Below are 23,559 nucleotides of genomic sequence, written 5' to 3'. Positions count from 1 at the left end.
GAGAGGTGTTCTGACGCGGCTGGCTCGGGAAGCAGTCGACTTCCCGAGCTAGCCGAGGCGCTGTTACAGCTCGACGGAGATACCGGCTTGCAGCGTGCGCGGTGCACCCGGGTAGGCCCAGATGTTCCAGGCGCGCTCCTCGTATTCCTCGTCGAATACGTTGTCGAGGTTGAGGTTGAGGCGAACGCGGTCGGTCAGTGGGTAGTAGGCGAGCAGGTCGACCACGGTATAGGCGCCCATGTCGAACGCGGTATTGGAGGTGCTGCCCTTGCGCGAGCTGACGTACTTCACGCCTACACCGAGGCCCAGTCCATCTAGGGCACCGTTGTCAAACTCGTAGGTATCCAACAGATTAAAGCTGTGTTCCGGTACGTTGGCCAGACGGCTGCCCACCGGCATGTTCGCGCTGTTGCTTTCGGTCACCTCGGCGTCGACGTAGGCATAGCCGCCGATCACGCGCCATTGCGGGGTGATGTTGCCGGCGACGCTGAGGTCGAAGCCACGGCTGCGCACTTCGCCCGCGGCGATCTGGAAGTTGCTGTCCACCGGATCGGCCGTCAGTACGTTTTCCTTGGTGATGTGGAACAGTGCCGCCGTCACGCTCAGGTTATGTTCCGGCAGGTCGTACTTGAAGCCGGTTTCGTAGGCGATGCCTTCTTCCGGATCGAATGCCTGGCTGCTGCGGTCGGCGCCGCGATTGGGCTTGAACGAGCGGGAGGCATTGGCATAGACGGCCAGCGCGTCAGTCAGGTCGTAGATCGCGCCGATGCGCGGCGACACGGCGTTATGTGCCTGGTCCCAGCTGCCGGCGGGCGACAGCTTGTTGGTGTACTCCTGCTCGAAGCGTTCCAGGCGCGCGCCCAGTTGCAGGGTAAAACGCTCGGTCAGCTCGACCTGATCCTGCATAAAGAACGCATAGGATTTCAGGTCTTCGTCGTCCCAGTAATTCGGTCCGACGATAGCAGGCAGCGGCTGGCCATAGACCGGCTCGTAGAGGTCGATCGGGAAATCACCGACGCCACCGGCTGAGCGATCGATGCGCGAGTTGTAGTTGAAGTCGTCGTACTCGACGCCGGTCAGCAGGGTATGGGCGAAGCCCAGTGCGTTGAAGCGCCCCTCGAGATTGGCCTGAAGGGCCGTATCGTTCCATTCCAGCCGGCGTTCGCTGTAGTTGCGCCCTACGGTGCGGCCATCAGCGGCCAGGCCATTGTTCTCCACGGCGCCGCCTTCCAGGGAGCCGTCGAGGTACTGCACACCCCCGCGCAGCGTCCATTGGTCATTCAGCAGGTGCTCGATGCGCAGCTGGGTCGTGGCGTTGTCGTTGGCGAACTTGCCGGCGCTCTCCTCGCCGAGGAAGCGGTCGCGTGGCAGTTGGCCTTGCTGGTTGGCGTAGCGTGTCACGCCGCGGTCGAGCGGGTGACGGTTATGCAGGTAGTCGCCTTCGAGGATGATGGCGGTGGCGGCGCTCAGGTCCCAGCGCAGCACCGGCGCGACGTTGTAGCGCTCGCTCTCGACGTGATCGCGAAAGCTGTCGGCGCCTTCAGCCACGAGATTCAGGCGATAGGTGAAGTCGGCCTGCTCGTCCAGCGCGCCGGTGGTGTCCAGCGTGCCGCGGCGCAGCCCTTCGGTGTTGAACTGGGAGCCCAGCACCGTGCGGCGTTCGGCCTGCGGTTGCTTGCTGACGATATTGAAGGTGCCGCCCGGATCACCGCGGCCGTACAGCATCGAAGCCGGGCCGCGCAGCACTTCGATGCGCTCGAGGGTGGCGGCGTCCGGCATGTTGGGGTAGCCGCGGTTGACGGCAAATCCATTGCGGTAGAACTCCTGGGAGCTGAAGCCGCGGACCAGGAACTCGGTCAGGCCCTGGCCACCGAAGTTGTTGCCCCGCTCGACGCCACCGGCGTAGTCCAGGGCGTCTTCAAGACGGGTGGCGGCGATGTCTTCTACCACCTGCCCGGGGACGACGCTGATCGATTGCGGGATCTCATGAATCGGCGTGTCGGTGCGCGTTGCGCTCGCCGAGCGTGTGGCGCGATAGCCGTCTACCGGGCCGTCGGCGCGTTCGGCCTGGGAGGCGGTGATCTCCATCTGACCGAGGGCGATGGGGTCACTGGATGAAGCGGACTGTTCTGCGGCCTGGGCTGTGCAGGCAAGTGCCTGGAGCGACAGGACAGGTACGATGAAGCGGCGCATGGAATTGTTCTCTGTAAGGCGTCGAGCGGAAGTGCGCGAATGCTATATATGTTGATAATTGTTATCAACAAAGCCGCGGCGTTGCCCCTGCGGCGCCTTGACTCAGGCGCGGGTACGCCGTGGGCCGATCGTCCGGCGCGTGGCGCGTTGAGCGCGCTGGCTGCGCCTGCTGGAGCAGCGCGCCTGTCGGTGGGTTGAGGCGAGGAGCGGGATGTCACAGGGCCGGGTCGCTTGCCGCTCGAGCGACGGCCGGCCCATCAAGCCGGTGCCCTGCGCCCCGGCGCTGCCGTGATGTCGCTCCGGACACCCGTTGGAAGTGGTCAACGATTGCGATCGGCGCCTTCGCGCGAGCGCGTCGATTCGGCCTCGGGCGTCCCGGTTGTCGTCTCGCCTCCAGTTGGCTCTGTCGTCGTTTCTGGCGAAGGCGCGGCGCCCGGCTCGCTGGACGGTACCACGGGCGTGCCGATGCTCTTATCGGCGGCGCGGCAGGTCAGCTCCGCGAAGGGCTCATCGGGTGAATAGTCGCCCGGTACGCGCTCGACGCGCTGGCTGTTGGACGTCACGGTGAATACCGGTGGGGCCGAGGTGTCCGCTCGTGCCTCGTCGGGAACGTGAAATTCGCAGGTCACGGTTTCTTCGCTTTTGTTCATCACCCGGACCGCGCGAATCCCCACCAATTCGACCCCGGCCTCCGGGGTGGAGGTGGGTACGCCCATGGCACTGACTTCCACGTCGAGCCCGTTCAGGTGCGTGATCACCTCGGGCTTCGGGGTCTGGGCGAAGGCCATTGGCGCGCAAAGGGCAATGCCGCAGGCGATGAGGAGTGGCTTGGTCATGGGTACCTCCGCAAGTCGTGTCTGCTTAGAAGGGTTCGATGGGAGAGGGTTCGGTCCTGGCGAGGGTGATTGGTTGCATAACGTGTTCACGGCCGCGGGCGCGGTGATCACCACCACGAGAATCGCCGCGGGTTGCGCGTGGCCGCGCTAACGCGACGCCTTGAGATTGCGCGCATAGAGCGCCTTGCCGCCGGTCGAGGTGGTCCCGCGGGTCTCCAGTTCAAACCGTTTCGGTTGCGACTTGATCAGGTCGCTGAGCTTCTTGAAGCCGTAAAGGCGCGGGTCGAATGCCGGGCGCAGCTTGCTGATATTGGAGCCCAGCAGGCCCAGCTGGACCCAGTCATCCTCTTCGTCGGCGATGTCGCTCAACACCTTGGCGATGAAGTCCACCGGGACTTTCTGCGCCTTGACCTGGCCGCCGCGCTCCGCCGGCCGGGCGTCGTCCTCGGCTTTCTCCGTGGGCGCGGGCGAGGCCTTGTCGCCGTTGCTCGGTGGTTCCTGCGACGTCTTGGGTGCATCGGCGCGGAGGATCTCGGTGTAGATGAATTTGTCGCAGGCGGAAACGAAAGGCGACGGCGTCTTCTGTTCGCCGAAGCCATAGACGGTCAGGCCTTCCTCGCGCAGACGCGCAGCCAGACGGGTGAAATCGCTGTCGCTGGAGACCAGGCAGAAGCCGTCGAAACGCCGGGTATAGAGCAGGTCCATGGCGTCGATGATCAGCGAACTGTCGGTCGCGTTCTTGCCCGAGGTGTAGGCGAACTGCTGGATCGGCTGGATGGAATAGTCGAGCAGAACCTTCTTCCAGCTGCCCAGGTTGGGTTTGGTCCAGTCGCCGTAGATGCGTTTGACGCTGGCGACGCCGTATTTGGCGATTTCCTCGAACAGCCCCTCGACGATGGCGGCCGGAGCGTTGTCGGCATCGATAAGGACGGCGAGATGGGTCTGCTGGCGAGTATTGCTGGGTTTGGCGGCCATGATCGGTCCTTGGCGTGAGTACCCCGACCATAACGCCTGATGTGTCCATCGGGCCATAGGCAGGTGCGATCCGGTGGCCTGAGCGGAGCGTCGGGTGGACAGGCAGCCGAGGTGCTACAGCGGCCTCACGCCAAGACCGCGCGCCATCAGCGTCGCCAGCAGCGGCAACAGCAGCAGGGCCAGCAGCTCCAGGCGGATCACCGTTTTGACCCAGCGCGCGGTGGACGGTCCGACGACCGGCACCTGGCCGGCCTTGAGCGCCGGGCGCCAGCGCAAAAAGGTCACGGTGGGCAGCATCGACATCAGCGCGACGACCACGAAGAGGCCGATCTTGGCGTGAAAAAAGCTGTTGTTGAGGTAGTAGTCCAGACCTTTGCCGTAGCGCATCGCGCGCGCCGCGCCGGTGATCAGTACCAGTCCGGCGGCGATGCCGAAGGCCAGGTCGACGCGAAACAGACTGCGGGCGCGCTTGAAATCCAGCGGCAGGCGGAACAGCTGGTGCTCGAGCACCAGCAGGGCGAACAGCAGGAAAATCGCCACGAAGTGCAGGTAAGCGGCGATGGCATAGGCCATTGTTCAAATTCCTTTGGTCATTCATTCAAGGGGCTTCGGCTGTCGAAACCCTATGGCCGGGCGAGAACCACTGCTGCCGACGCTGCAGGGTTCTGGCAATGCTGCCCAGGCAGAGGCCTCGCAGGAGCATGAAGGCGAGGAAGGCCAACCACAATCCATGATTGCCCAGCCCGCGCAACAGCCAGCCCAATGGTAGCGAAATCGCGACGGCCAGCAGCATGGCGTTGCGCATTTCCCGCGCGCGGGTAGCGCCGATGAACAGGCCGTCGAGCAGGTAGCTCCAGACGGCCACCAGCGGTAGCGCTGCAAGATACGGCAGATACGCGATGGCGGTCGCACGCACCGCGGGGATGTCGGTCTGCAGGCCGATGAACAGCTCACCTCCGAGCAGGAAGAACAGGCCGAAGGCGAGGCTCGCCAGCAACGACCAGCCGCCGGCGACGGTCAGGATGCGGCGCAGCTCGGTGCGGTTTTGGGCGCCGATAGCGTGGCCGCTGAGCGCTTCGACCGCATGGGCCAGGCCATCGAGCGCATGCGCGGTCAGCATCAGGCCGTTGAGCAGCAGTGCGTTGGCCGCCACCGTGGCATCGCCCAGGCGCGTGCCCTGCACCGTGACCAGGAAGAACACCAGCTGCAAGGCCAGCGAGCGCAGGAAGATGTCGCGATTGACCGACATCAGCGGTCGCCAGCTCGACCAGCGACGCAGCGCCTGCCGATCCAGCCGTCCTGGGTAGCGTCGCAACGCGCCGCGGGTCAATGCCAGGCCGACCAGCACGCCGCTCCATTCGGCCACCACCGAGGCGCGAGCGGCGCCGGCCACGCCCCAGTCCAGGCCGACCACGAACCAGAGGTCCAGGGCGACGTTGATGAAGTTGGTGGTCAGCAGAATCGCCAAGGGCGCGCGGGCGTTCTGAGTACCGAGAAACCAGCCGATCAGCGCCAGGCTGGCCAACGCCGCGGGCAGGCCGAACAGGCGGGTATGGAAGTAGTGCTGGGTCAGGTCATCGAGTTCGGCCGACGGCTGCATCAGTTGCAACGCGTAACCTTTGAGCGGCAGCGCGATCAGGCTCAACAACAGGGCGAAGCCCAGGGCCAGCAGCAGGCCTTGCAGCAGGACCTGGCGCAGCGCGCCGCCGTCATCGCGCCCGGCGGCCTGGGCGGCGAAGCCGGTGGTGCCCATGCGCAGAAAGCCCATCACCCAGACGAGCAAGGTGTAAAGGCTGCCGCCGACCGCCACGGCGGCCAGTTGGTGGGCGTGCGGCAGATGGCCGATCACTGCGCTGTCCACCAGCGCCACCAACGGTACCGAGAGATTGGACAGGATCATCGGTGCAGCCAGCGCCCAGACCCGCTTGTGGGTGGGGGCGTGCTGCCAGGCGGTCATTAACCGTGACATGAGGGCTCCAGAGCAGCCCGGCATCATACGTCGGCCTGGTCGGGGGCGGCCAGTGTCGAGGCGGTACCGGCAAGCTGCTACGCCTGACGAGTAGCGGTCCGGGTGCTCGCTGGCGTCGTCAGTGAATCAGCCAGCTCAGCAGCCAGAGCCCGAGGAACAGGTAGATCACGCCGGCGATGATCGAGCGGCGAAAGAAGGCGCGGAAGGCACCGACTAGCAGCATCAGGCCGATCGCCAGGGCGATCAGGCTGATCAGCGAGCGGTCCATGCCGAGGGTCCGTGACAGGCCCTCGAGAAAATTGGCACCGGCATCGGCGAACAGTCCGAAAAAACCACTGAGCGCATCGACGATGTAGCGAATCACCGTGCCGAGCGCCTGGCCCAACCATTCAAAAAAACTTTCCACCTGCATGCTGCGCTCCTGTCGGACGATCCGCGGCCACTGGCGCGGCCGTTCCTGCGGCATTGGGCTATCAAACCGTCCGGCAGTTCCCGATGCGCTTGTTGAACCTGTCGGGAATGGCTGGGGTCCCTAGCGGGCTGGATGCGCCAAGCGCGTCACGCAAATGCAATCCTTCCCAAGCAGTCTGTCTCGCCAATGCGACGAGACGAGAACCGAACATGCCCTCCATTTTCACTATCCGTCCGTGGCGATTGCCCGATGTGCGTCCGCAGGTCTGGGGCCTGGGTGCACTCGCCGCCGGGCTGCTCTATGCCGCCGTCAGCCTGCATCTCGACGAGCGTGTCTTCTACGCCCTGCAGTCGGCATGGCACGCCGACAGCCGCGAAGCCCGCAGCCTCTGGCTGCCGGAGTACCACGTACGAGTCGATGCGCGTCCGGTGGCGACGATAAGCGATAACCTGTCCGGGCTGACCTTCGATGAGCGGCGCAACCACCTCTGGGCCGTGGTGAACAACCCCGAGGAGCTGGTGGCAATCGACGCGGACGGCCGGTTCATGGCGCGCTATCCGCTGGAGGGCTTCACCGACGTCGAAGCCGTCACCTATCTGGGCGATGACCTGCTGGCCGTCGCCGAGGAGCGCAGTCAGACATTGGTGATCATGCCGGTGCCGAGCGAGCCCGGCGCGCTGCGACGCGCTGATTTCGCCTCGTTGTCGCTGCCGGTGGGTAGCGAGGAGAATGCCGGCTTCGAGGGCCTGGGCTACGATCGTGCCGGCGATCGACTCTTCGTGGTCAAGGAGCACTCACCACGCAAGCTGTACGAGATTCAGGGCGTCAAATCCAGCCTCGACGGGAAGCTGAATCTCAAGATCATCGACCGCGAGGCGTGGATCGCAGACAAGGACATGGCCAGCGACCTGTCCTCGGTTCACTTCGATGAGCGCACCGGTCATCTGGTGCTGCTTAGCGACGAAGCCAAGATGCTGCTGGAGCTCGATGGTCGCGGCGAGCTGGTCAGCTTCCGCTCGTTGTGGAGCGGCTTCGCCGGCCTGGACAAGAGCGTGCCGCAGGCCGAGGGGATGACCTTCGACGCGCGTGGCGACCTGTATCTGGTCAGCGAACCCAATCTGTTCTATGCCTTCGAGCGCGAGTAGTTCAACCGTCGCGCTCAGCCGCGGCGGATCATCCAGACGCCGCCGACGATCAGCAGCAGACCGATGATCTTGCCGAGGCTTATCGAGGACTGGCGAAAGCCCGCCCAGCCGAAGTGGTCCAGCAGCATGGCCATGCCCAGCTGGCCGGCCAGCACCAACGCCATGAACAGCAGTGCGCCGATACGCGGGCCGGCGAAGGCGGCGGTGGCGATGAAGAACATACCCAGCAGGCCGGCGCACCAGTGGTACCAGTTCAGGCCGCGGAGCGCCTGTAACCCAGGCATGTCACGCTGAAACACCACCACGCAGACCAGCGCCGCTGTGCCCACCGCGAAGGACAGCATGGCTGCGCTCATCACGCTGCCGAAGTGCTTGGCGACCTGCCCGTTAATACCGGCCTGAAGCGGCAGAAAGGCCCCGGCAACGAAGGGCAGAATGAGAAGCCACCAGGCGACGACGGGCATGCGATCCAACTCCATGTTCATATGGCATCCAGCCGGAACGGCGGATACGACCGGGCGGCCATTTTCGGCGCGTGGCGCGTCTACGGCAAGGGCGGCGGCCGCATTCGCCGCGGGGGCGCGGCTCCCACAAAAGTTCGGGCTGTCGACGGTGTGGCTTGGTTTTGCTGGGTAGGAGCCCCGCCCTCGGGGCGAAGCTTTTGATGCTGTGCCGGCAGTTAACCCGCATTCGCCGCGGGGGCGCGGCTCCCACAATAGTCCGGGCTGTCGGCGTTGTGGCTTGGTTTTGCTGTGTAGGAGCCCCGCCCTCGGGGCGAAGCCTTTAGTGCCGAGCCGGCGGTTAACCCGCATTCGCCGCAGGGGCGCGGCTCCCACAATAGTTCGAGCTGTCGGCGTTGTGGCTTGGTTTTGCTGTGTAGGCGCCCCGACCTCGGGGCGAAGCCTTTGGTGCTGCGCCGGCGGTTGGTCTGTATTCGCCGCGGGGGCGCGGCTCCCACAAAAGTTCGGGCTGTCGACGGTGTGGCTTGGTTTTGCTGGGTAGGAGCCCCGCCCTCGGGGCGAAGCCTTTAGTGCCGAGCCGGCAGTTGACCCGCATTCGCCGCGGGGGCGCGGCTCCCACAATAGTCTGGGCTGTCGGCGTTGTGGCTTGGTTTTGCTATGTAGGCGCCCCGCCCTCGGGGCGAAGCTTTTGATGCTGTGCCGGCGGTTGGTCCGCATTCGCCGCGGGGGCGCGGCTCCCACAATAGTCCGGGCTGTCGGCGTTGTGGCTTGGTTTTGCTGTGTAGGAGCCCCGCCCTCGGGGCGAAGCCTTTAGTGCCGAGCCGGCGGTTAACCCGCATTCGCCGCAGGGGCGCGGCTCCCACAAAAGTTCGGGCTGTCGGCGTTGTGGCTTGGTTTTGCTGTGTAGGCGCCCCGCCCTCGGGGCGAAGCTTTTGATGCTGTGCCGGCGGTTGGTCCGCATTCGCCGCGGGGGCGCGGCTCCCACAAAAGTTCGGGCTGTCGGCGTTGTGGCTTGGTTTTGCTGTGTAGGAGCCCCGCCCTCGGGGCGAAGCCTTTAGTGCCGAGCCGGCGGTTAACCCGCATTCGCCGCAGGGGCGCGGCTCCTACAATAGTTCGGGCTGTCGGCGTTGTGGCTTGGTTTTGCTGTGTAGGCGCCCCGACTTCGGGGCGAAGCCTTTAATGCCGGGCCGGCAGTTAACCCGCATTCGCCGCGGGGGCGCGGCTCCCACAAAAGTTCGGGCTGCCGGCGGTGTGCCGTGGTTTTGCTATGTAGGAGCCCCGCCCTCGGGGCGAAGCCTTTAGTGCCGAGCCGGCGGTTGGTCTGTATTCGCCGCGGGGGCGCGGCTCCCACAAAAGTTCGGGCTGTCGGCGTTGTGGCTTGGTTTTGCTGTGTAGGAGCCCCGCCCTCGGGGCGAAGCTTTTGATGCTGTGCCGGCGGTTGGTCCGCATTCGCCGCGGGGGCGCGGCTCCCACAAAAGTTCGGGCTGCCGGCGGTGTGCCGTGGTTTTGCCATGTGGGAGCCCCGACCTCGGGGCGAAGCCTTTGGTGTCGAGCGGGAGGCCGGTCAGTGCGGTGGGTATTGCGACAGCACGTCGGTCACGGCTTGGCGCAGCGCTCCGGTGCGCTCCTGCGGGCTGCCCGGATCGTCGCGCAGTATCCGTTCGGAGCTGCCACGCCAGACCAGCTTGCCGTCCTTCGCGTCGTAAAAATCGATCTGCAAGGTACCGACCTGGTAATGAATGGTCCGGGTATCGGTGATCATCGGCCCGCCCCAATAGCCATACCACGGGCTGCCCCAGGCGCCCATCGAGGCGGTGCTGTACTGCTGCGTGCGCTCATCGACGATGAACCAGGCCTGCACCCGAACATCCGGCTGTTGTCCGGACGGGGCCGGGCGCAAGCCGCGCTGGTCGAGCTGCTCGCTTACCGCACTGCGGATGCGTTGCTCGGTCAGGTCGCTCTTGATGCGTGGATCGTCCGGGCGGTACTGCAGCGCCGGCTCCTGCCAGCTCCAGGTCCGATAGGCGGAAAAATCTCGTTGCGGGTCGAAATCCCGTTGCACCTGTGGGCCTTGGCAGGCAGCCAGCACCAGCAGCAAGGGAAGCATCAGCAATGAGCGGAACATCAGGGGCCTCCTCGCGCTCGCGCGCGGAATCAGTGCGGCGGGTAATCGGCGAGTGCGCTGTTCACCGCCTCGCGGGCCGCGTCCTTGCGCTCGGCCTGGCTGCTACCGCTACGGGCCGCGGCGCGGTTGCTCCAGACGGTCTGGCCGGAGGCGCTGTCGATCATCTCGATACGTACCGTAATGACCTGTTCTTCATAATTACGGATCACCGGGGCACTGGCGCCGATGCCAACCCCGCTGCCGTAGCCTGGGCCATAGCCGCCGTAGCGACCCACGCCGACCCGCGGCCCGTAGTCATCGTATACCTGGCGAACCCGGGTCTCCAGCCGGGCGCTGGCGCTGATCTGAACGTCGCCCTTGCCCCCGGCGGGGGCCGGACGCAGCCCGCGCTGATCAAGGGCGCCGGCGACCATTTCCTGCAATTCCTCGCCGGCGATCGAGCCGGTGCCGGCCGGCGGGTTGCGCCAGCTCCAGCTCTGATAGCTGGAAAAGTCTCGCGGTGCGGCCGGGTAGACCGGTGACTGGATCTGCTCGATCGGCGGTGCCGGCGGGATCGGCGCTGATTCCTCGGTGTACGGGTTACTGCCCTGGCAGGCCGCCAGACCCAGGCAGAGCAACGGCAGAAAAGCGCGCAACGACATCGGACCTCCCGGTCGGCTCAGCGGGGCCGACACAGCCAGTGCAGGTAACGCCCGAGGCCGGCGAATGTCGGATGGCGGCGGTAGGCCAGTTCCATCTCGATGAGGTCGGCAGGCTCGGTACGGGCCTGGAAATCGGCGGGCATGTAGTCATGGAATACGCGCACGCCACTGGTTGATTCGACCTGCCAGTGCGGCACGAGTTGCGCGGCCAGCTCGCGCGGGTCGAGCGGTTGTTGCGGCGTCAGGCTCTGGCGCTCACCGGCGTAGGTCTGGGTGCGCAGTTTCTTGAAATGGCCTTTGAGCAGGTTGCGGTAGATCAGCGCATCGCGATTGTAGAAGGCCAGCGACAGCCAGCCGTCCTCTGCAACCAGGCGATGCAGCACCGGCAGGATCGCCTGCGGCTCGGCGAGCCACTCCAGCACCGCATGGCAGATGACCAGATCGAAACGGCCTTCGACATGCGCTTCAACCTCCTGCCAGGGTGCCTGGATGAACGTTGCCTGCTGGCCGGCTTCGGCGAACTGCTGGCGCGCGCCTTCGAGCATGGGTTCGGCGGGTTCGGCCAGTGTCACCTGATGGCCCTGCTGCGCCAGCCACAGGCTCATGTGGCCAAGGCCTGCGCCGACGTCCAGGACGCGCAATGAGCGTTCCGGTAGAACTTCGGCGAGATCCGCCTGCAGCACGGCAAGGCGGATCGCACCCTTGGCGCCGCCGTAGATCTTCTCGGCGAAGCGCGTCGCCAACTCATCGAAATGGCGATCGCTCATCGGGCGAACCGCCGCTCGTTGTCGGCCAGCTTGGCCAACAGCGCCTGCTCCATGTCGATGCCCAGCTCGCTGCACATCAAGAGCAGGTACATGAGAATGTCGCCGATTTCCTGGCCGGCGTGGTCGAGTTGGTCGGCCGACAGCTGGCGTGATTCGTCCTCGGTCTGCCACTGGAAAATCTCCACCAGCTCGGCCATCTCCACGCTGGCGGCCATGGCGAGGTTCTTCGGGCTGTGGAAACGCCGCCAGTCGTTGCGGTCGCGGATCGCATGCAGGCGTTGGGTGATCTGTTCGATGTTCATCTGAGAAAGGCGTGTTCAGGCAGGGCGGTGGCGCTATCGGCGGGCATCACCGGCGGTTGATCGATTGCCTATAGTGGCAGAACCGGCAGCCGCGAGCTCGCTCGCCGAAGCAGCTGGCACGTCGGTCCGGCTTGCCGGGGCTGTGAAGGCTCGGTGCCGGCTCGGGTTATCGCGACGCTGCCAGCCCGGATCGCAGCGTTTGGTCAGCACGCCGCTCCAGCAGGATCGGCACCGGCGGCACGTCAGGGGCGGCGCACTTTCAGCTCACGCGCAACGGCAATCACCCCGGGGCGGTAGTCGCCGTGCTCGATGGCGGCAATTGCCCGCTCCAGCGCCTGCTCGGCAATCTGACCATGCTGCTGAGAAATGGCATTGACGCGGATCGGCAGAAAGTCGAGTAGCTGCGCATCGCCGAAGGTGGCCAGACGCAGCTGCTCGGGCCAGAGCAGGTCGCGCTCACGCAGCGCATCGAAGACGCCTTCGAGCAGGACGTAGGCCGTGGTGATCAAGGCAGCGGGCAGTGGGCCGCGGTCGAGCAGGGCGAGCATCTGTTCGCGTCCGCAGGGACGGCTGAACTGTTCGGCCTGGAGCACGCTGATCGGCCCGGCGTGGCGCGCGAGCGCCTGGCGAAACCCCTGCTCGCGCTGCTGGCTGATGGGCAGCGCTGGCCGCGCGCTGATCAGTGCGATATGGGCATCGGCCGGTGCCGCCAGGGAGCGGGTCAGCTGCGCGGCCGCTTCGCGGTCGTCGCTGACGACAGAACAGAAGTGCTCGGCATCCAGCGCGCGGTCCAGGGCGATGACCGGGGTGCCGCCGGCGAGCAGCGTCCGGTAGCTGGCATCGTCCGCTGGCAGGCTGCTGGCGACGATCAATGCATCGCAGCGGCGTGAGCGCAGCACCTGGATGACCTGGCGCTCGGTATCCGGTTCGTCGTCGGAGCCGGCGATCAGCAATTGGTAGCCGCGTTGCCGGGCGCGCTGCTCGAGCAGCTTGGCCAGGCGTGCGTAGCTGGGGTTTTCCAGGTCCGGAACGATGAAGCCGATGGTGCGGGACTGCCCGCGGCGCAGGCCGGCGGCCTGTTGGTCGAGCTGGAAGCCCTGCTGTTCGGCCACGGCCATGACGCGCTCGACCGTGGCCGGGCTGATCCGGCGTTGGACAGCCTTGCCGTTGAGCACATAGCTGGCGGTGGTCACCGATACGTTGGCGAGGCGGGCAATGTCGGTCAGTTTCAACTAAAGATCCTAAGGTCTGGTCCCGTTACGCCGCGGCGCAGGCGTGCGTCATGCCTGCAGGACGGGGTAGGGCCGAGACGGGTGGTATGAACTCGGGCTTCTAGAATTACCCAATATTGCGTAATGTGCCAACCTTAGCTGAAACGTTTCAGCAGCGATTCGGTCTTACGCGTCGATTCAGAGTTCGGGCGACACCGCCCCGTCGGCTCACACGACCGGCCCAGAACAATAAGCGCGAGCCCGCAAGGAGTTTTCCCATGCTTGAGTTGAATGCACAGCACATCCACATGCACCAGACCGCGACGGACAAGCCAAGCGCACTGGCGCTGCTGAGCGAGGTGCTGGTGGCGGATGGGCTGGTGGCGCCCGGTTACCTCGACGGGTTGCGCGCGCGGGAAGCGCAGGGCTCGACATTTCTAGGACAGGGCATCGCCATCCCGCATGGCACGCCGGAGACGCGCGATCAGGTATTCACCACCGGCGTGCGGCTGATGCATTTTCCTGCCGGTGTGGACTGGGGCAACGGCCAGCAGGTGTACCTCGCCATCGGCATCGCCGCGCGCTCGGACGAGCACTTGCGGCTGTTGCAGCTGTTGACCCGAGCCTTAGGCGAGGGTGATCTGAGCGAGGCGCTGCAGAAGGCCGAGAGCCCCGAGGCGATTATCGACCTGCTGCAGGGCGCACCGCAGGAGTTGGCACTGGATGGCGAACTGGTCGGGCTGGGCGTTGCCGCCGACGACTTCGATGAGCTGGCCTGGCAGGGCGTCAAGCTGCTCAAACGTGCGCAGTGCGTGGAGCCTGGTTTCAATGCCAGCCTGCCGCTGAACCAGGCGCTGCCGCTGGGCGACGGCTTGTGGTGGCTGAGCAGCGAGCAGTCGGTGCAGCGCCCGGGGCTGGCCTTCGTCACGCCGGCGTCCGACCTCCACCATCATGATCAACCACTCAAAGGCCTGTTCGTCCTGGCCAGCCTCGGCGAAGCGCACCGGGCCATGCTCGAACGGCTGTGCAACCTGCTCATCGAAGGGCGCGGGCAGGAACTGAGCGAGGCGACATCCAGCCGTACCGTACTCGAAGCCCTCGGCGGTGAGGTGCCCGCCGACTGGCCGAGCGCCCAGGTGCCGCTGGCCAACGCCCATGGCTTGCACGCGCGCCCGGCGAAAACCCTGACCGAAACTGCCCAGGCCTTCGAGGGCGAGATCCGCGTGCGCCTGGCCGGCAGCGAGAGCGCCGGTGTGTCGGCCAAGAGTCTGAGCAAGCTGCTGGCACTGGGCGCGCAGCGCGGTCAAATTCTGGAATTCACGGCCGAGCCCGCCATTGCCGGCGATGCACTGCCGGCCTTGGTGCGAGCGGTCGAAGACGGCTTGGGCGAGGAGGTTGAGCCATTGCCGGCACCTGGCGAGGCGAGCGAGCCGCCTGTCATGGCGCAGGGGCCGGCAGAGTCGGTCATCGAGCAGGCCGCGTTGCGCGCCGGTGAGCAGGCGAACGGCATCGCCGCGTCGCCCGGCATCGCCATCGGCCCGGTGCTGGTGCGCAAACCGCAGGTGATCGATTACCCCCAACGCGGCGAGTCGCCGGCAGTCGAGCTGCAGCGGCTCGATCGCGCGCTGGACAAGGTACACGGCGAGATCGGCGTGCTGATTCAGGAAAGCCAAGTTGCCAGCATCCGCGACATCTTCACCACCCACCAGGCGATGCTCAAGGACCCAGCGCTGCGCGAGGAAGTCCAGGTGCGCCTGCAGAAAGGCCTGAGCGCCGAAGCGGCCTGGATGGAGGAAATCGAAAGCGCGGCGCAGCAACAGGAGGCGCTGCACGACAAGCTGCTGGCCGAGCGCGCGGCTGATCTGCGTGATGTGGGCCGCCGGGTGCTGGCCTGTCTGACCGGCGTCGAGGCCGAGCAGGCGCCGGATGAACCCTACATCCTGGTGATGGATGAAGTGGCGCCGTCGGACGTCGCCACGCTCAATGCCCAGCGGGTCGCCGGCATTCTCACCGCGGGCGGCGGCGCCACCTCGCACAGCGCGATCATTGCGCGGGCGCTGGGTATTCCGGCCATCGTCGGCGCCGGGCCGGGTGTGCTCGGGCTGGCGCCCAACACCCTGTTGTTGCTTGACGGCGAACGCGGCGAGCTGCTGGTTTCGCCGACCGACGCGCAGCTCGATCAGGCCCGAAGCGAACGCGCCACCCGCGAGGAGCGCAAGCGTCTGGCGAACGAGCGACGGCTTGAGCCGGCGGTTACCCGCGACGGCCATGCGGTGGAGATCGCCGCCAACATTGGTGCCGCCGGCGAAACGCCAGACGCCGTGGCGATGGGCGCCGAAGGCATCGGACTGCTGCGCACCGAGCTGGTGTTCATGGACCACGCCCAGGCGCCGGATCAGGCGACCCAGGAAGCCGAATACCGCCGCGTGCTGGACGCCCTCGAAGGCCGACCGCTGGTGGTGCGCACGCTGGACGTCGGCGGTGACAAGCCGCTGCCGTACTGGCCGATGCCGGCCGAGGAGAATCCCTTTCTCGGCGTGCGCGGCATCCGCCTGAGCCTGCAACGTCCGGAGATTCTGGAAACCCAGCTGCGCGCCTTGCTCGCCTCGGCCGATGGCCGTCCGCTGCGCATCATGTTTCCCATGGTCGGCAACATCGAGGAATGGCGCACCGCCAAGGCCATGGTCGATCGCCTGCGCGTCGAGCTGCCGGTGGCCGATTTGCAGGTCGGCATCATGATCGAAATCCCGTCTGCCGCGCTGATCGCGCCGGTGCTGGCCCAGGAAGTCGACTTCTTCAGTATCGGCACCAACGACCTGACGCAGTACACCCTGGCCATCGATCGCGGCCACCCGAGCCTGTCCGGCCAGGCCGATGGCCTTCACCCGGCGGTGCTGCGGTTGATCGGCATGACGGTCGAGGCGGCCCACGCCCATGGCAAGTGGGTCGGTGTCTGCGGCGAACTGGCGGCCGATGCGCTGGCCGTGCCGATGCTGGTGGGGCTGGGTGTCGACGAGTTGAGCGTCTCGGCACGCAGCATCGCCTTGGTCAAGGCACGGGTGCGCGAGCTGAATTTCGCCGCCTGTCAGCAGTTGGCGCAACAGGCGCTGAGGCTGCCCGGTGCCCATGAGGTGCGCGCCTTTGTCGGGGAGCATTGCTGATGGCCCGCGTCCTGACCGTCACCCTCAACCCGGCCCTCGACCTGACCGTGCGGATGCCGTCGCTGCGCCTGGGCGAGGTGAATCGCAGCGACAGCCTGCAGGTGCATGCCGCCGGTAAAGGCCTCAACGTCGCTCAGGTGTTGGCTGATCTCGGCCACCAACTGACCGTCACCGGCTTTCTCGGTGAGGGCAATCCGCAGGCGTTCGAGCAGCTGTTCGCCGCGCGAGGCTTTGCCGACGCGTTCGTTCGCGTGGCAGGCGATACCCGCAGCAACATCAAGCTGGCCGAAGCCGGCGGGCAGGTCACGGACATCAACGGCCGGGGACTCGACGTCGCCGCCGAACAGCGCAGCGAATTGCTGGCGCGGCTCGAGCGGCTGGTGCCCGGTCATGACCTCGTCGTCGTCGCCGGCAGCCTGCCGCGCGGTATCGAGGTGCCCTGGTTCGTCGAGCTGCTGCAACGGCTCAAGGCGCTCGGCGCGCGCGTCGCGCTGGACACCAGCGGTGCGGCGCTGCGCGAAGGCCTTGCCGCGTCACCCTGGCTGATCAAGCCCAACGAAGAAGAGTTGGGCGAGGCGCGCGGGGTCGAGCTCGCGGGTTCAAACGCACTGGCCGTCGAGGCCGAGGCGTTGCGGCGCGAAGGAATCGAGCATGTGGTGATTTCCCAGGGCGCCGAGGGGGTTAGCTGGTTCTCGCCGAGCGGGGCTTTGCACGCGCGTCCGCCGAAGGTCCAGGTGGTCAGCACCGTTGGCGCCGGCGACTCGTTGCTGGCCGGCATGCTCCACGGCCTGCTCGAAGGCTGGCCCGCCGAACGCACCCTCGCGCATGCCACCGCGATCGCCGCGCAGGCGGTGGGGCAGGTGGGCTTCGGGATTACCGACCGAGCGCAACTGGCCGAGCTCGAGACCGCCACACGGCTTGAGCCGCTCAGCCAATAATTCAAATAAGAGGTGAAGGAATGAATCTGCTCATCGTCACGGCCTGTCCCAACGGAATGGTCACCAGCGTGCTGACGTCACGCCTGCTTGAAGCGGCGGCCCAGCGCCTGGGCTGGTCGACCGCCGTGGAGGTCCACGACCCCAAGGCCATCGGCTCGCCGCTCACGCCGGCCCAGATCGCCAACGCCGACCTGGTCGTGGTGGTCAAGACCGGGCCGCTGTCGCTGCAGCGTTTCGTCGGCAAGCGCGTGGTGCAATCGACGCCATCCGAAGCCTTGCTCGACCCGGAGGGCTTTCTGCGCAGCGCCGCCGAGACGGCCACCGAACTGCCACAGACCGATGACGCCGACGCTGCGCCGGCCGGCGGCAAGCCCAAGCTGGTGGCCATTACCGCCTGCCCGACCGGTGTCGCGCACACCTTCATGGCGGCCGAAGCGCTGCAGCAGGCGGCGGTGCGCAAAGGCTATGACTTGCAAGTGGAAACCCGCGGCTCGGTAGGCGCGCGCAACGTGCTCGACCCCCAGGCCATCGAGGAGGCCGATGTGGTGCTGCTCGCCGCCGACATCGAGGTCGACGTGGCGCGCTTCGCCGGCAAGCGGGTGTTTCGTTGTGGCACCGGCGTGGCGCTGAAGCAACCCGAGGCGACGCTGGATCGCGCGCTGGCAGAAGGTGCGGTGCTCAGTGGCGGCGCGGCGGCTAGCGCTGGCGCTGGCGCCGCGGAGCAGAAGGGCGAGAAGACCGGCGTCTATAAGCACCTGCTGACCGGCGTGTCCTACATGTTGCCGATGGTCGTTGCCGGCGGCCTGATGATCGCGCTGTCGTTCGTCTTTGGTATCGAGGCGTTCAAGGAGGAGGGGACCCTGGCCGCCGCACTGATGCAGATCGGCGGCGAGACGGCCTTCAAGCTGATGGTGCCGCTGTTGGCCGGCTACATCGCCTATTCCATCGCCGACCGGCCCGGCCTTGCGCCCGGCATGATCGGCGGTTTGCTGGCCGGCACCCTCGGCGCGGGCTTCATCGGCGGCATCATTGCCGGTTTCGTCGCCGGCTACGCGGCCAAAGCCGTGAGCCGCTGGATTCCCTTGCCGGCCAGTGTCGAATCGCTCAAGCCGATCCTGATCATCCCGCTGTTGGCCAGCCTGTTTACCGGGCTGGTGATGATCTACATCGTCGGCACCCCAGTGGCGAAGATGCTGGCCGGACTCACCGAGTTCCTCGACACCATGGGCACGTCCAATGCCATTCTGCTCGGGCTGCTGCTCGGCACCATGATGTGCGTCGACCTCGGCGGGCCGGTCAACAAGGCGGCCTACGCGTTCTCGGTCGGGCTGCTCGCCTCGCAGAGCTACGCGCCGATGGCCGCCACCATGGCCGCCGGCATGGTCCCGCCGATCGGCATGGGCATCGCCACGCTGATCGCCCGTCGCAAGTTCGCCCAGACCGAGCGCGAAGCCGGCAAGGCCGCGCTGGTGCTCGGTTGCTGCTTCATTTCCGAAGGCGCGATCCCCTTCGCCGCGAAGGACCCGCTGCGGGTGATCCCGGCCAGCATCGCCGGCGGTGCGCTGACCGGCGCGCTGTCCATGGCGGTCGGCGCCAAGCTGCTGGCGCCCCATGGTGGGCTATTCGTGCTGCTGATCCCCAATGCGATCAACCATGCGTTGCTCTACCTGGCGGCCATCCTCGCCGGCAGCGTGGTCACCGGGGTGATCTATGCGGTGATCAAACGGCCCGAGGCACAGCCTCTGGCGGTCGGTGCAACGGCCTGAGGTAGGGCTAAAAATGCTGAACTAAGGCGGTTCTGCCGCATCCACTGTTAGACGGATGGGGTTAGCTGAACGCCATCCATCCGCTTTTGCTTCGAGAAAACGAACCGGCTGGAGACTGCGATGAGTATCGAATACGGCCCCCGTCCTTTACGGATCACGCTGACCGCCCTGGTGGTGCTGGTGCTGGGCGCGCTGATGGCGCTCGGTGGCGGCTATCTCGCCGCGCTGGGAGGGTCGTGGTATTACCTGATCGCGGGCATCGGCTTGCTGGTGGTGGCCGGGTTGCTGTTCGTCCGGCACCGTGCGGCGATCTGGCTGTATGCGGTGCTGCTGCTGGCGACGCTGGCGTGGACGATCTACGAGGTTCGCTTCGACTGGTGGCAGCTGGCACCACGGATCGACCTGTGGTGCATCCTCGGCCTCTGGCTGATCCTGCCCTTCGTCAATCGCTACGTCAGTGACCGCTTGGTCTGGCGCGATGGCGCCAGCGGCCTGCTCGGCATCGGCCTGGTGGCCGGCGCCTTGATGGCCGTGTTCTCCTGGACGCAGGACTATCACTCGATCAACGGCGCGTTCAGCGATGCGCAGATGCAAGGCCTCAACCCGCAGGGGCAGGCCGGCCGCTCGACGGGTGAATGGCCGGCGTATGGCGGATCCGAGCAAGGCGATCGCTATTCCACCGCTGACCTGATCACCCCGCGCAATGTGGACAAGCTGACAAAAGCCTGGGAATACCACACGGGCGACCTGCCCGGGCCGAATGATCCCGGTGAGTTCACCTACGAGGTGACGCCGCTCAAGGTCGGCGACAGCCTGTTCATCTGTACCCCGCACAGCATCGCCATCGCCCTGGACGCCGATACCGGCGAGGAACGCTGGCGCTACGACCCGAACATCAATCGCAAGGCCGAGTACTACCAGCACATGACCTGTCGCGGCCTGGCGTTCCACGATGGTGTGCGCTACGCCGCGGCGGCCTCGACCGGACAGCCAAATCAGCCCGCCGCCCGCTGCGAGCGGCGCCTGTTCCTGCCGACCAATGACGCGACGCTGATTGCGCTGGACCCTGGCGACGGCAAGCCCTGTGAGGACTTCGGCAATGCCGGCGTGGTCGACCTGAAAGAAGGCCTTGGCGACGGCGCGTTGGGCGTCTACCTGCCGACTTCACCGCCGGTCGTGACCGAGAAGCTGGTGATTGTCGGTGGCTCGGTTACCGATAACGGTGCGGTGGATTCTCCCGGCGGGGTGGTGCGCGCCTACGACGTGCACAGCGGCGAGCTGGTCTGGTATTTCGACCCGGGCAACCCGGACGCCTCCGAGCCTGTGCCGGGCGAAACCTTCACCCGCAGCACGCCGAACTGGTGGACAACCTCGGTCGCCGACGAGTCCTTGGGGCTGGTCTTCATCCCCACCGGTAACCAGACACCGGATCAATGGGCGGAACCGCGTACGCCGGAAACCGAGCGCTTTACCGACACCCTGGTGGCGCTGGATCTGGAAACCGGCAAGATTCGCTGGGAATTCCAGACGGTGCATCACGATCTTTGGGACCGCGACCTGCCTTCGCAGCCGACGCTGGTCGACATCGATCGCCCCGAGGGCAAGGTGCCGGCGATCATCCAGCCGACCAAACGCGGTGACCTCTACATTCTCGACCGCCGCACCGGCGAGCCCATCGTGCCGGTTAAGGAGATCGCCGTGCCGCAGGGCACCGACTACGGTGAATTCACCGCACCTACCCAGCCCGTCTCGTCGGTCAGCTATGCACCGGACGAGCCGCTGTACGAGCACGACATGTGGGGCGGCACGCCGCTGGATCAGATGATGTGCCGCATCCAGTTCCGCAAGCTGCGCTACGAGGGGGACTTCACGCCGCCGTCCGAAGGAGGTTCGTTGATCTATCCGGGCAACGTCGGCACCTTCAACTGGCCATCCGTGGCGGTGGACCCGAGTCGGCAGATCCTGTTCGGCGCGCCCAATTACCTGGCGTTCGTCTCCACCATGGTCAAGCGCAGCGAAGTGGACCCGAACCTGCGCACCGGCGGTGGCGAGACCGGCCTGCAACCCAACCTGGGCGCGCCGTACATGGTCACCCTCAAACCCTTCATGTCGGTGCTGGGCTTGCCCTGCCAGAGCCCGCCGTGGGGGTATGTGACCGGCTTTGATCTACGCACCATGAAGAAGATCTGGCTGCACAAGAACGGCACCAGCCGCGACAGTGCGCCAATTCCCCTCCCGCTGCCGGTCGGCACCCCCGCGCTGGGTGGCCCGATCGTTACCGCAGGCGGCGTGGCCTTCATGAGCGGCACGCTGGACTACTACCTGCGCGCTTATGACCTGCAGACCGGCGAACAGCTTTGGAAGGGCCGCTTGCCCGCCGGCGGCCAGGCGACGCCGATGACCTACGTGTCGGAGAAAACCGGCAAGCAGTACGTCGTGCAGATGGCGGGCGGCCATGGCTCGTTCGGCACGAAGATCGGCGATTCGGTGGTGGCCTTTACGCTTGATGAGGAAGGCGAGTAGGGATGACTGCCTTCGGCGTGATGGCCTCGGCGACGTCACCCGCCGGAACTCCGCCCCCTCACCCTAGCCCTCTCCCCAATGGGGAGAGGGGACTGGTTTCGTGTAAGCCGAACGACGGGTAGTCAGCTTGGCCTCGCATGCTGAGTAGCTGGCCGATGTGCTAGCCGGACTGCACCCCGTTTCGCATGACCTACAATCATCCGGCGCGCTCAATCCTGCTCCCTCGCCCCTTGGGGAGAGGGGTTGGGGTGAGGGGGCGGGTTTCGATCCAACGCGGTAGCTCAGTCAGACCTTTGAAGCGGGCTGCCCCTCAAGTTGCTGATCCGCTGGATGGCTATTCCGTTACAGATAAACCACCATCATCCGGCATGCTCAATCCAGCCCCCTCGCCCCTCCGGGGAGAGGGTTGGGGTGAGGGGGGGCGAACCAGCGCAAAAGCTCAGTCAAACCACCTTCGAAATACGCAGCACCTTGAGTCGCTGATCCACGAGGCGGCCTATTCCGTTACAGATAAACCACCATCCTCCGGCGCGCTCAATCCAGCCCCCTCGCCCCTCTGGGGAGAGGGTTGGGGTGAGGGGCGGGTTTCGATCCAGCGCAAAAGCTCAGTCAAACCACAGTCAAAATACGCAGCCCCTTGAGTCGCTGATCCGCGAGGCGACCTATTCCGTGACAGATAAACCACCATCATCCGGCGCGCTCAATCCAGCTCCCTCGCCCCTCTGGGGAGAGGGTTGGGGTGAGGGGGCGGGTTTCGATCCAGCGCAAAAGCTCAGTCAAACCACCGCGAAATACGCAGCACCTTGAGTCGCTGATCCAAGAGGCGGCCTATTCCGTTACAGATAAACCACCATCATCCGGCGCGCTCAATCCAGCTCCCTCGCCCCTCTGGGGAGAGGGTTGGGGTGAGGGGGCGGGTTTGGATCCAGCGCAAAAGCTCAGCCAGATCACCTCCGAAATGCGCAGCACTTGAGTTGCTGATCCATGAGGCGGCCTATTCCGTTACCGATAAACACCATCATCCGGCGCGCTCCATCCAGCTCCCTCTCCCCTCTGGGGAGAGGGTTGGGGTGAGGGGGCGGGTTTCGATCCAGCGCAAAAGCTCAGTCAAACCACAGTCGAAATACGTAGCCCCTTGAGTCGCTGATCCGCGAGGCGACCTATTCCGTTACAGACAAACCACCATCATCCGGCGCGCTCAATCCAGCCCCCTCCCCCTCTGGGGAGAGGGTTGGGGTAAGGGGGCGGGTTTCGATCCAGCGCAAAAGCTCAGTCAAACCACAGTCGAAATACGTAGCCCCTTGAGTCGCTGATCCGCGAGGCGACCTATTCCGTTACAGATAAACCACCATCATCCGGCGCGCTCAGTCCAGCTCCCTCGCCCCTTTGGGGAGAGGGTTGGGGTGAGGGGGCCGCGCGTCGACCCAGCGCAGCAGCTCAGCGAGTACACCGTCGAGATTCTGCAGTACATCCAGATTGCTGAAGCGCAGAACGCCCAGTCCCTGCCGCTTCAAGTACTCGGTGCGCAAGCGGTCCTTCGCCAGTCCGGCATCGTCATAGTGCTGGCCGCCATCGAGTTCGACCACCAGCCGCAGCTCGGCACAATAGAAGTCCAGCACATAGGGCGGCCACGGGTGCTGCCGCCGGAACTTGAACCCTGCCAAACCACGATTGCGTAGCTGCCGCCACAGCAGGCGCTCGCAATCGGTGAGTTGGTATCGAAGGTGTCGGGCGAACTGGCGTTGTTCGATGGAGGCTCGTTCATTGGGCATTTCACAATCCCTGTGAAACAGGCGGGTCAAAGCAGCTCAGCAGGGGCGCCCCTGGTACGCGCGGTTACCGCTGGACTCCACGCATTGCGGCTCCGTGTGCTGCTCCAGACGTGGAGATTTGTCCCGCAGACTGGAGGTCAGGCTGTTCAAGAACTTCGTGGCTTGGGTCTGATCGTCGAAGCGTCGTGCACCGTTCAATGAACCGGTGTAGCTGCCGTTGCTCGCGGCGTAGCACGCCTGATTATTCGAGCAGGTCAGTGCCACGACCCAGTAGGGGCTGTTGATCAGCACCCCTGCCTGAGCGGCAGAGGCAAGCAAGGCGGAAAGAAACAGAAGGTGGCGCATGCCGTGTCCCCAAAGGT

At 65.7% G+C, this 23,559-nt stretch carries 18 protein-coding genes and 1 pseudogene; 5 read left to right on the top strand and 14 right to left on the bottom strand.

The genetic code is table 11. From position 1 onward, the window contains the following. Positions 1–63: 63 nt before the first annotated feature. The 6 genes and pseudogenes from KVO92_RS08970 to KVO92_RS08945 all read right to left on the bottom strand — a co-directional run bounded on the left by KVO92_RS08970 (position 64) and on the right by KVO92_RS08945 (position 6,385). Positions 64–2,193, bottom strand: a complete 2,130-nt coding sequence (locus KVO92_RS08970) for a TonB-dependent siderophore receptor (RefSeq protein WP_217475231.1) — start codon at positions 2,191–2,193, stop codon at positions 64–66. A gap of 467 nt (positions 2,194–2,660) precedes the next feature. Then, positions 2,661–3,029 (bottom strand): annotated as a pseudogene (locus KVO92_RS08965) (hypothetical protein); the annotation flags it as partial. Positions 3,030–3,176: 147 nt separating this feature from the next. Continuing rightward, positions 3,177–4,004: an NYN domain-containing protein gene (locus KVO92_RS08960; protein ID WP_217475230.1), complete on the bottom strand. Its 828-nt coding sequence runs from the start codon at positions 4,002–4,004 to the stop codon at positions 3,177–3,179. A 114-nt stretch (positions 4,005–4,118) separates the two neighbouring features. Next, positions 4,119–4,577, bottom strand: a complete 459-nt coding sequence (locus KVO92_RS08955) for a DUF2214 family protein (protein ID WP_217475229.1) — start codon at positions 4,575–4,577, stop codon at positions 4,119–4,121. A gap of 25 nt (positions 4,578–4,602) precedes the next feature. Beyond that, positions 4,603–5,973 carry an MATE family efflux transporter gene (locus KVO92_RS08950; RefSeq protein WP_217475228.1) on the bottom strand — a complete coding sequence of 457 codons (1,371 nt, stop codon included), beginning with the start codon at positions 5,971–5,973 and terminating at the stop codon, positions 4,603–4,605. A 118-nt stretch (positions 5,974–6,091) separates the two neighbouring features. Further along, complete coding sequence (locus KVO92_RS08945; protein WP_045424622.1) at positions 6,092–6,385, bottom strand: hypothetical protein; 294 nt, start codon at positions 6,383–6,385, stop codon at positions 6,092–6,094. A gap of 209 nt (positions 6,386–6,594) precedes the next feature. On the opposite strand from KVO92_RS08945, the gene KVO92_RS08940 reads away from it, so the two are divergent. After that, a complete protein-coding gene (locus KVO92_RS08940) occupies positions 6,595–7,530 on the top strand; it encodes an SdiA-regulated domain-containing protein (protein ID WP_217475227.1) in 936 nt (311 codons plus the stop codon). A gap of 14 nt (positions 7,531–7,544) precedes the next feature. Here the strand turns inward: KVO92_RS08940 and KVO92_RS08935 are convergent, their stop codons facing one another. The 6 genes from KVO92_RS08935 to cra all read right to left on the bottom strand — a co-directional run bounded on the left by KVO92_RS08935 (position 7,545) and on the right by cra (position 13,058). Further along, entirely contained in the window at positions 7,545–7,994 is a 450-nt protein-coding gene (locus KVO92_RS08935; protein ID WP_217475455.1) for a DMT family transporter, read from the bottom strand. Positions 7,995–9,555: 1,561 nt separating this feature from the next. Next, positions 9,556–10,116, bottom strand: a complete 561-nt coding sequence (locus tag KVO92_RS08930) for a DUF4136 domain-containing protein (RefSeq protein ID WP_217475226.1) — start codon at positions 10,114–10,116, stop codon at positions 9,556–9,558. A gap of 29 nt (positions 10,117–10,145) precedes the next feature. Continuing rightward, positions 10,146–10,757, bottom strand: coding sequence for a DUF4136 domain-containing protein (locus KVO92_RS08925; RefSeq protein ID WP_217475225.1), 612 nt, complete (start codon positions 10,755–10,757; stop codon positions 10,146–10,148). A 17-nt stretch (positions 10,758–10,774) separates the two neighbouring features. Next, positions 10,775–11,524 carry a methyltransferase domain-containing protein gene (locus tag KVO92_RS08920; RefSeq protein WP_217475224.1) on the bottom strand — a complete coding sequence of 250 codons (750 nt, stop codon included), beginning with the start codon at positions 11,522–11,524 and terminating at the stop codon, positions 10,775–10,777. Next, positions 11,521–11,826 carry a nucleotide pyrophosphohydrolase gene (locus KVO92_RS08915; RefSeq protein ID WP_217475223.1) on the bottom strand — a complete coding sequence of 102 codons (306 nt, stop codon included), beginning with the start codon at positions 11,824–11,826 and terminating at the stop codon, positions 11,521–11,523. Before KVO92_RS08915 ends, KVO92_RS08920 begins: the two co-directional genes overlap by 4 nt. 242 nt (positions 11,827–12,068) lie before the next feature. Beyond that, positions 12,069–13,058 (bottom strand): catabolite repressor/activator, encoded by a 990-nt coding sequence (cra, locus tag KVO92_RS08910; protein WP_217475222.1) that lies wholly within the window; start codon positions 13,056–13,058, stop codon positions 12,069–12,071. A 257-nt stretch (positions 13,059–13,315) separates the two neighbouring features. Here cra and ptsP point away from each other — a divergent pair, with 257 nt between their 5' ends. The 4 genes from ptsP to KVO92_RS08890 all read left to right on the top strand — a co-directional run bounded on the left by ptsP (position 13,316) and on the right by KVO92_RS08890 (position 21,425). Further along, positions 13,316–16,198 (top strand): phosphoenolpyruvate--protein phosphotransferase, encoded by a 2,883-nt coding sequence (gene ptsP, locus KVO92_RS08905; RefSeq protein ID WP_217475221.1) that lies wholly within the window; start codon positions 13,316–13,318, stop codon positions 16,196–16,198. Next, positions 16,198–17,136, top strand: a complete 939-nt coding sequence (pfkB, locus tag KVO92_RS08900) for a 1-phosphofructokinase (RefSeq protein WP_217475220.1) — start codon at positions 16,198–16,200, stop codon at positions 17,134–17,136. The genes ptsP and pfkB overlap by 1 nt, the downstream gene beginning before the upstream one ends. A gap of 20 nt (positions 17,137–17,156) precedes the next feature. Beyond that, positions 17,157–18,902 (top strand): PTS fructose-like transporter subunit IIB, encoded by a 1,746-nt coding sequence (locus KVO92_RS08895; RefSeq protein WP_217475219.1) that lies wholly within the window; start codon positions 17,157–17,159, stop codon positions 18,900–18,902. Positions 18,903–19,022: 120 nt separating this feature from the next. Continuing rightward, the gene (locus KVO92_RS08890; RefSeq protein WP_217475218.1) at positions 19,023–21,425 is read left to right on the top strand and encodes a membrane-bound PQQ-dependent dehydrogenase, glucose/quinate/shikimate family; all 2,403 of its coding nucleotides are present in this window, start codon (positions 19,023–19,025) and stop codon (positions 21,423–21,425) included. A gap of 1,364 nt (positions 21,426–22,789) precedes the next feature. On the opposite strand, the gene KVO92_RS08885 is transcribed toward KVO92_RS08890, so the two are convergent. Then, positions 22,790–23,197, bottom strand: a complete 408-nt coding sequence (locus tag KVO92_RS08885) for an endonuclease domain-containing protein (RefSeq protein ID WP_217475217.1) — start codon at positions 23,195–23,197, stop codon at positions 22,790–22,792. Positions 23,198–23,233: 36 nt separating this feature from the next. Then, a complete protein-coding gene (locus tag KVO92_RS08880) occupies positions 23,234–23,542 on the bottom strand; it encodes a hypothetical protein (RefSeq protein ID WP_217475216.1) in 309 nt (102 codons plus the stop codon). Positions 23,543–23,559 lie beyond the last annotated feature (17 nt).

This window comes from Stutzerimonas stutzeri (genome assembly GCF_019090095.1).
GTDB classification, from domain to species: domain Bacteria; phylum Pseudomonadota; class Gammaproteobacteria; order Pseudomonadales; family Pseudomonadaceae; genus Stutzerimonas; species Stutzerimonas stutzeri_AN.
Note: the sequence above shows the minus strand (reverse complement) of the source record. Positions and strands in the feature narration are given on the sequence as shown.

What these genes read in the sequence shown, in the direction of transcription:
- KVO92_RS08885 (WP_217475217.1), bottom strand. Translation starts at nt 23,197, where the DNA reads ATGCCCAATGAACGAGCCTCCATCGAACAACGCCAGTTCGCCCGACAC.
- KVO92_RS08920 (WP_217475224.1), bottom strand. Translation starts at nt 11,524, where the DNA reads ATGAGCGATCGCCATTTCGATGAGTTGGCGACGCGCTTCGCCGAGAAG.
- KVO92_RS08930 (WP_217475226.1), bottom strand. Translation starts at nt 10,116, where the DNA reads ATGTTCCGCTCATTGCTGATGCTTCCCTTGCTGCTGGTGCTGGCTGCC.
- KVO92_RS08925 (WP_217475225.1), bottom strand. Translation starts at nt 10,757, where the DNA reads ATGTCGTTGCGCGCTTTTCTGCCGTTGCTCTGCCTGGGTCTGGCGGCC.
- KVO92_RS08960 (WP_217475230.1), bottom strand. Translation starts at nt 4,004, where the DNA reads ATGGCCGCCAAACCCAGCAATACTCGCCAGCAGACCCATCTCGCCGTC.
- KVO92_RS08880 (WP_217475216.1), bottom strand. Translation starts at nt 23,542, where the DNA reads ATGCGCCACCTTCTGTTTCTTTCCGCCTTGCTTGCCTCTGCCGCTCAG.
- KVO92_RS08955 (WP_217475229.1), bottom strand. Translation starts at nt 4,577, where the DNA reads ATGGCCTATGCCATCGCCGCTTACCTGCACTTCGTGGCGATTTTCCTG.
- KVO92_RS08890 (WP_217475218.1), top strand. Translation starts at nt 19,023, where the DNA reads ATGAGTATCGAATACGGCCCCCGTCCTTTACGGATCACGCTGACCGCC.
- KVO92_RS08915 (WP_217475223.1), bottom strand. Translation starts at nt 11,826, where the DNA reads ATGAACATCGAACAGATCACCCAACGCCTGCATGCGATCCGCGACCGC.
- KVO92_RS08935 (WP_217475455.1), bottom strand. Translation starts at nt 7,994, where the DNA reads ATGCCCGTCGTCGCCTGGTGGCTTCTCATTCTGCCCTTCGTTGCCGGG.
- KVO92_RS08970 (WP_217475231.1), bottom strand. Translation starts at nt 2,193, where the DNA reads ATGCGCCGCTTCATCGTACCTGTCCTGTCGCTCCAGGCACTTGCCTGC.
- KVO92_RS08940 (WP_217475227.1), top strand. Translation starts at nt 6,595, where the DNA reads ATGCCCTCCATTTTCACTATCCGTCCGTGGCGATTGCCCGATGTGCGT.
- KVO92_RS08895 (WP_217475219.1), top strand. Translation starts at nt 17,157, where the DNA reads ATGAATCTGCTCATCGTCACGGCCTGTCCCAACGGAATGGTCACCAGC.
- pfkB (WP_217475220.1), top strand. Translation starts at nt 16,198, where the DNA reads ATGGCCCGCGTCCTGACCGTCACCCTCAACCCGGCCCTCGACCTGACC.
- KVO92_RS08945 (WP_045424622.1), bottom strand. Translation starts at nt 6,385, where the DNA reads ATGCAGGTGGAAAGTTTTTTTGAATGGTTGGGCCAGGCGCTCGGCACG.
- KVO92_RS08950 (WP_217475228.1), bottom strand. Translation starts at nt 5,973, where the DNA reads ATGTCACGGTTAATGACCGCCTGGCAGCACGCCCCCACCCACAAGCGG.
- ptsP (WP_217475221.1), top strand. Translation starts at nt 13,316, where the DNA reads ATGCTTGAGTTGAATGCACAGCACATCCACATGCACCAGACCGCGACG.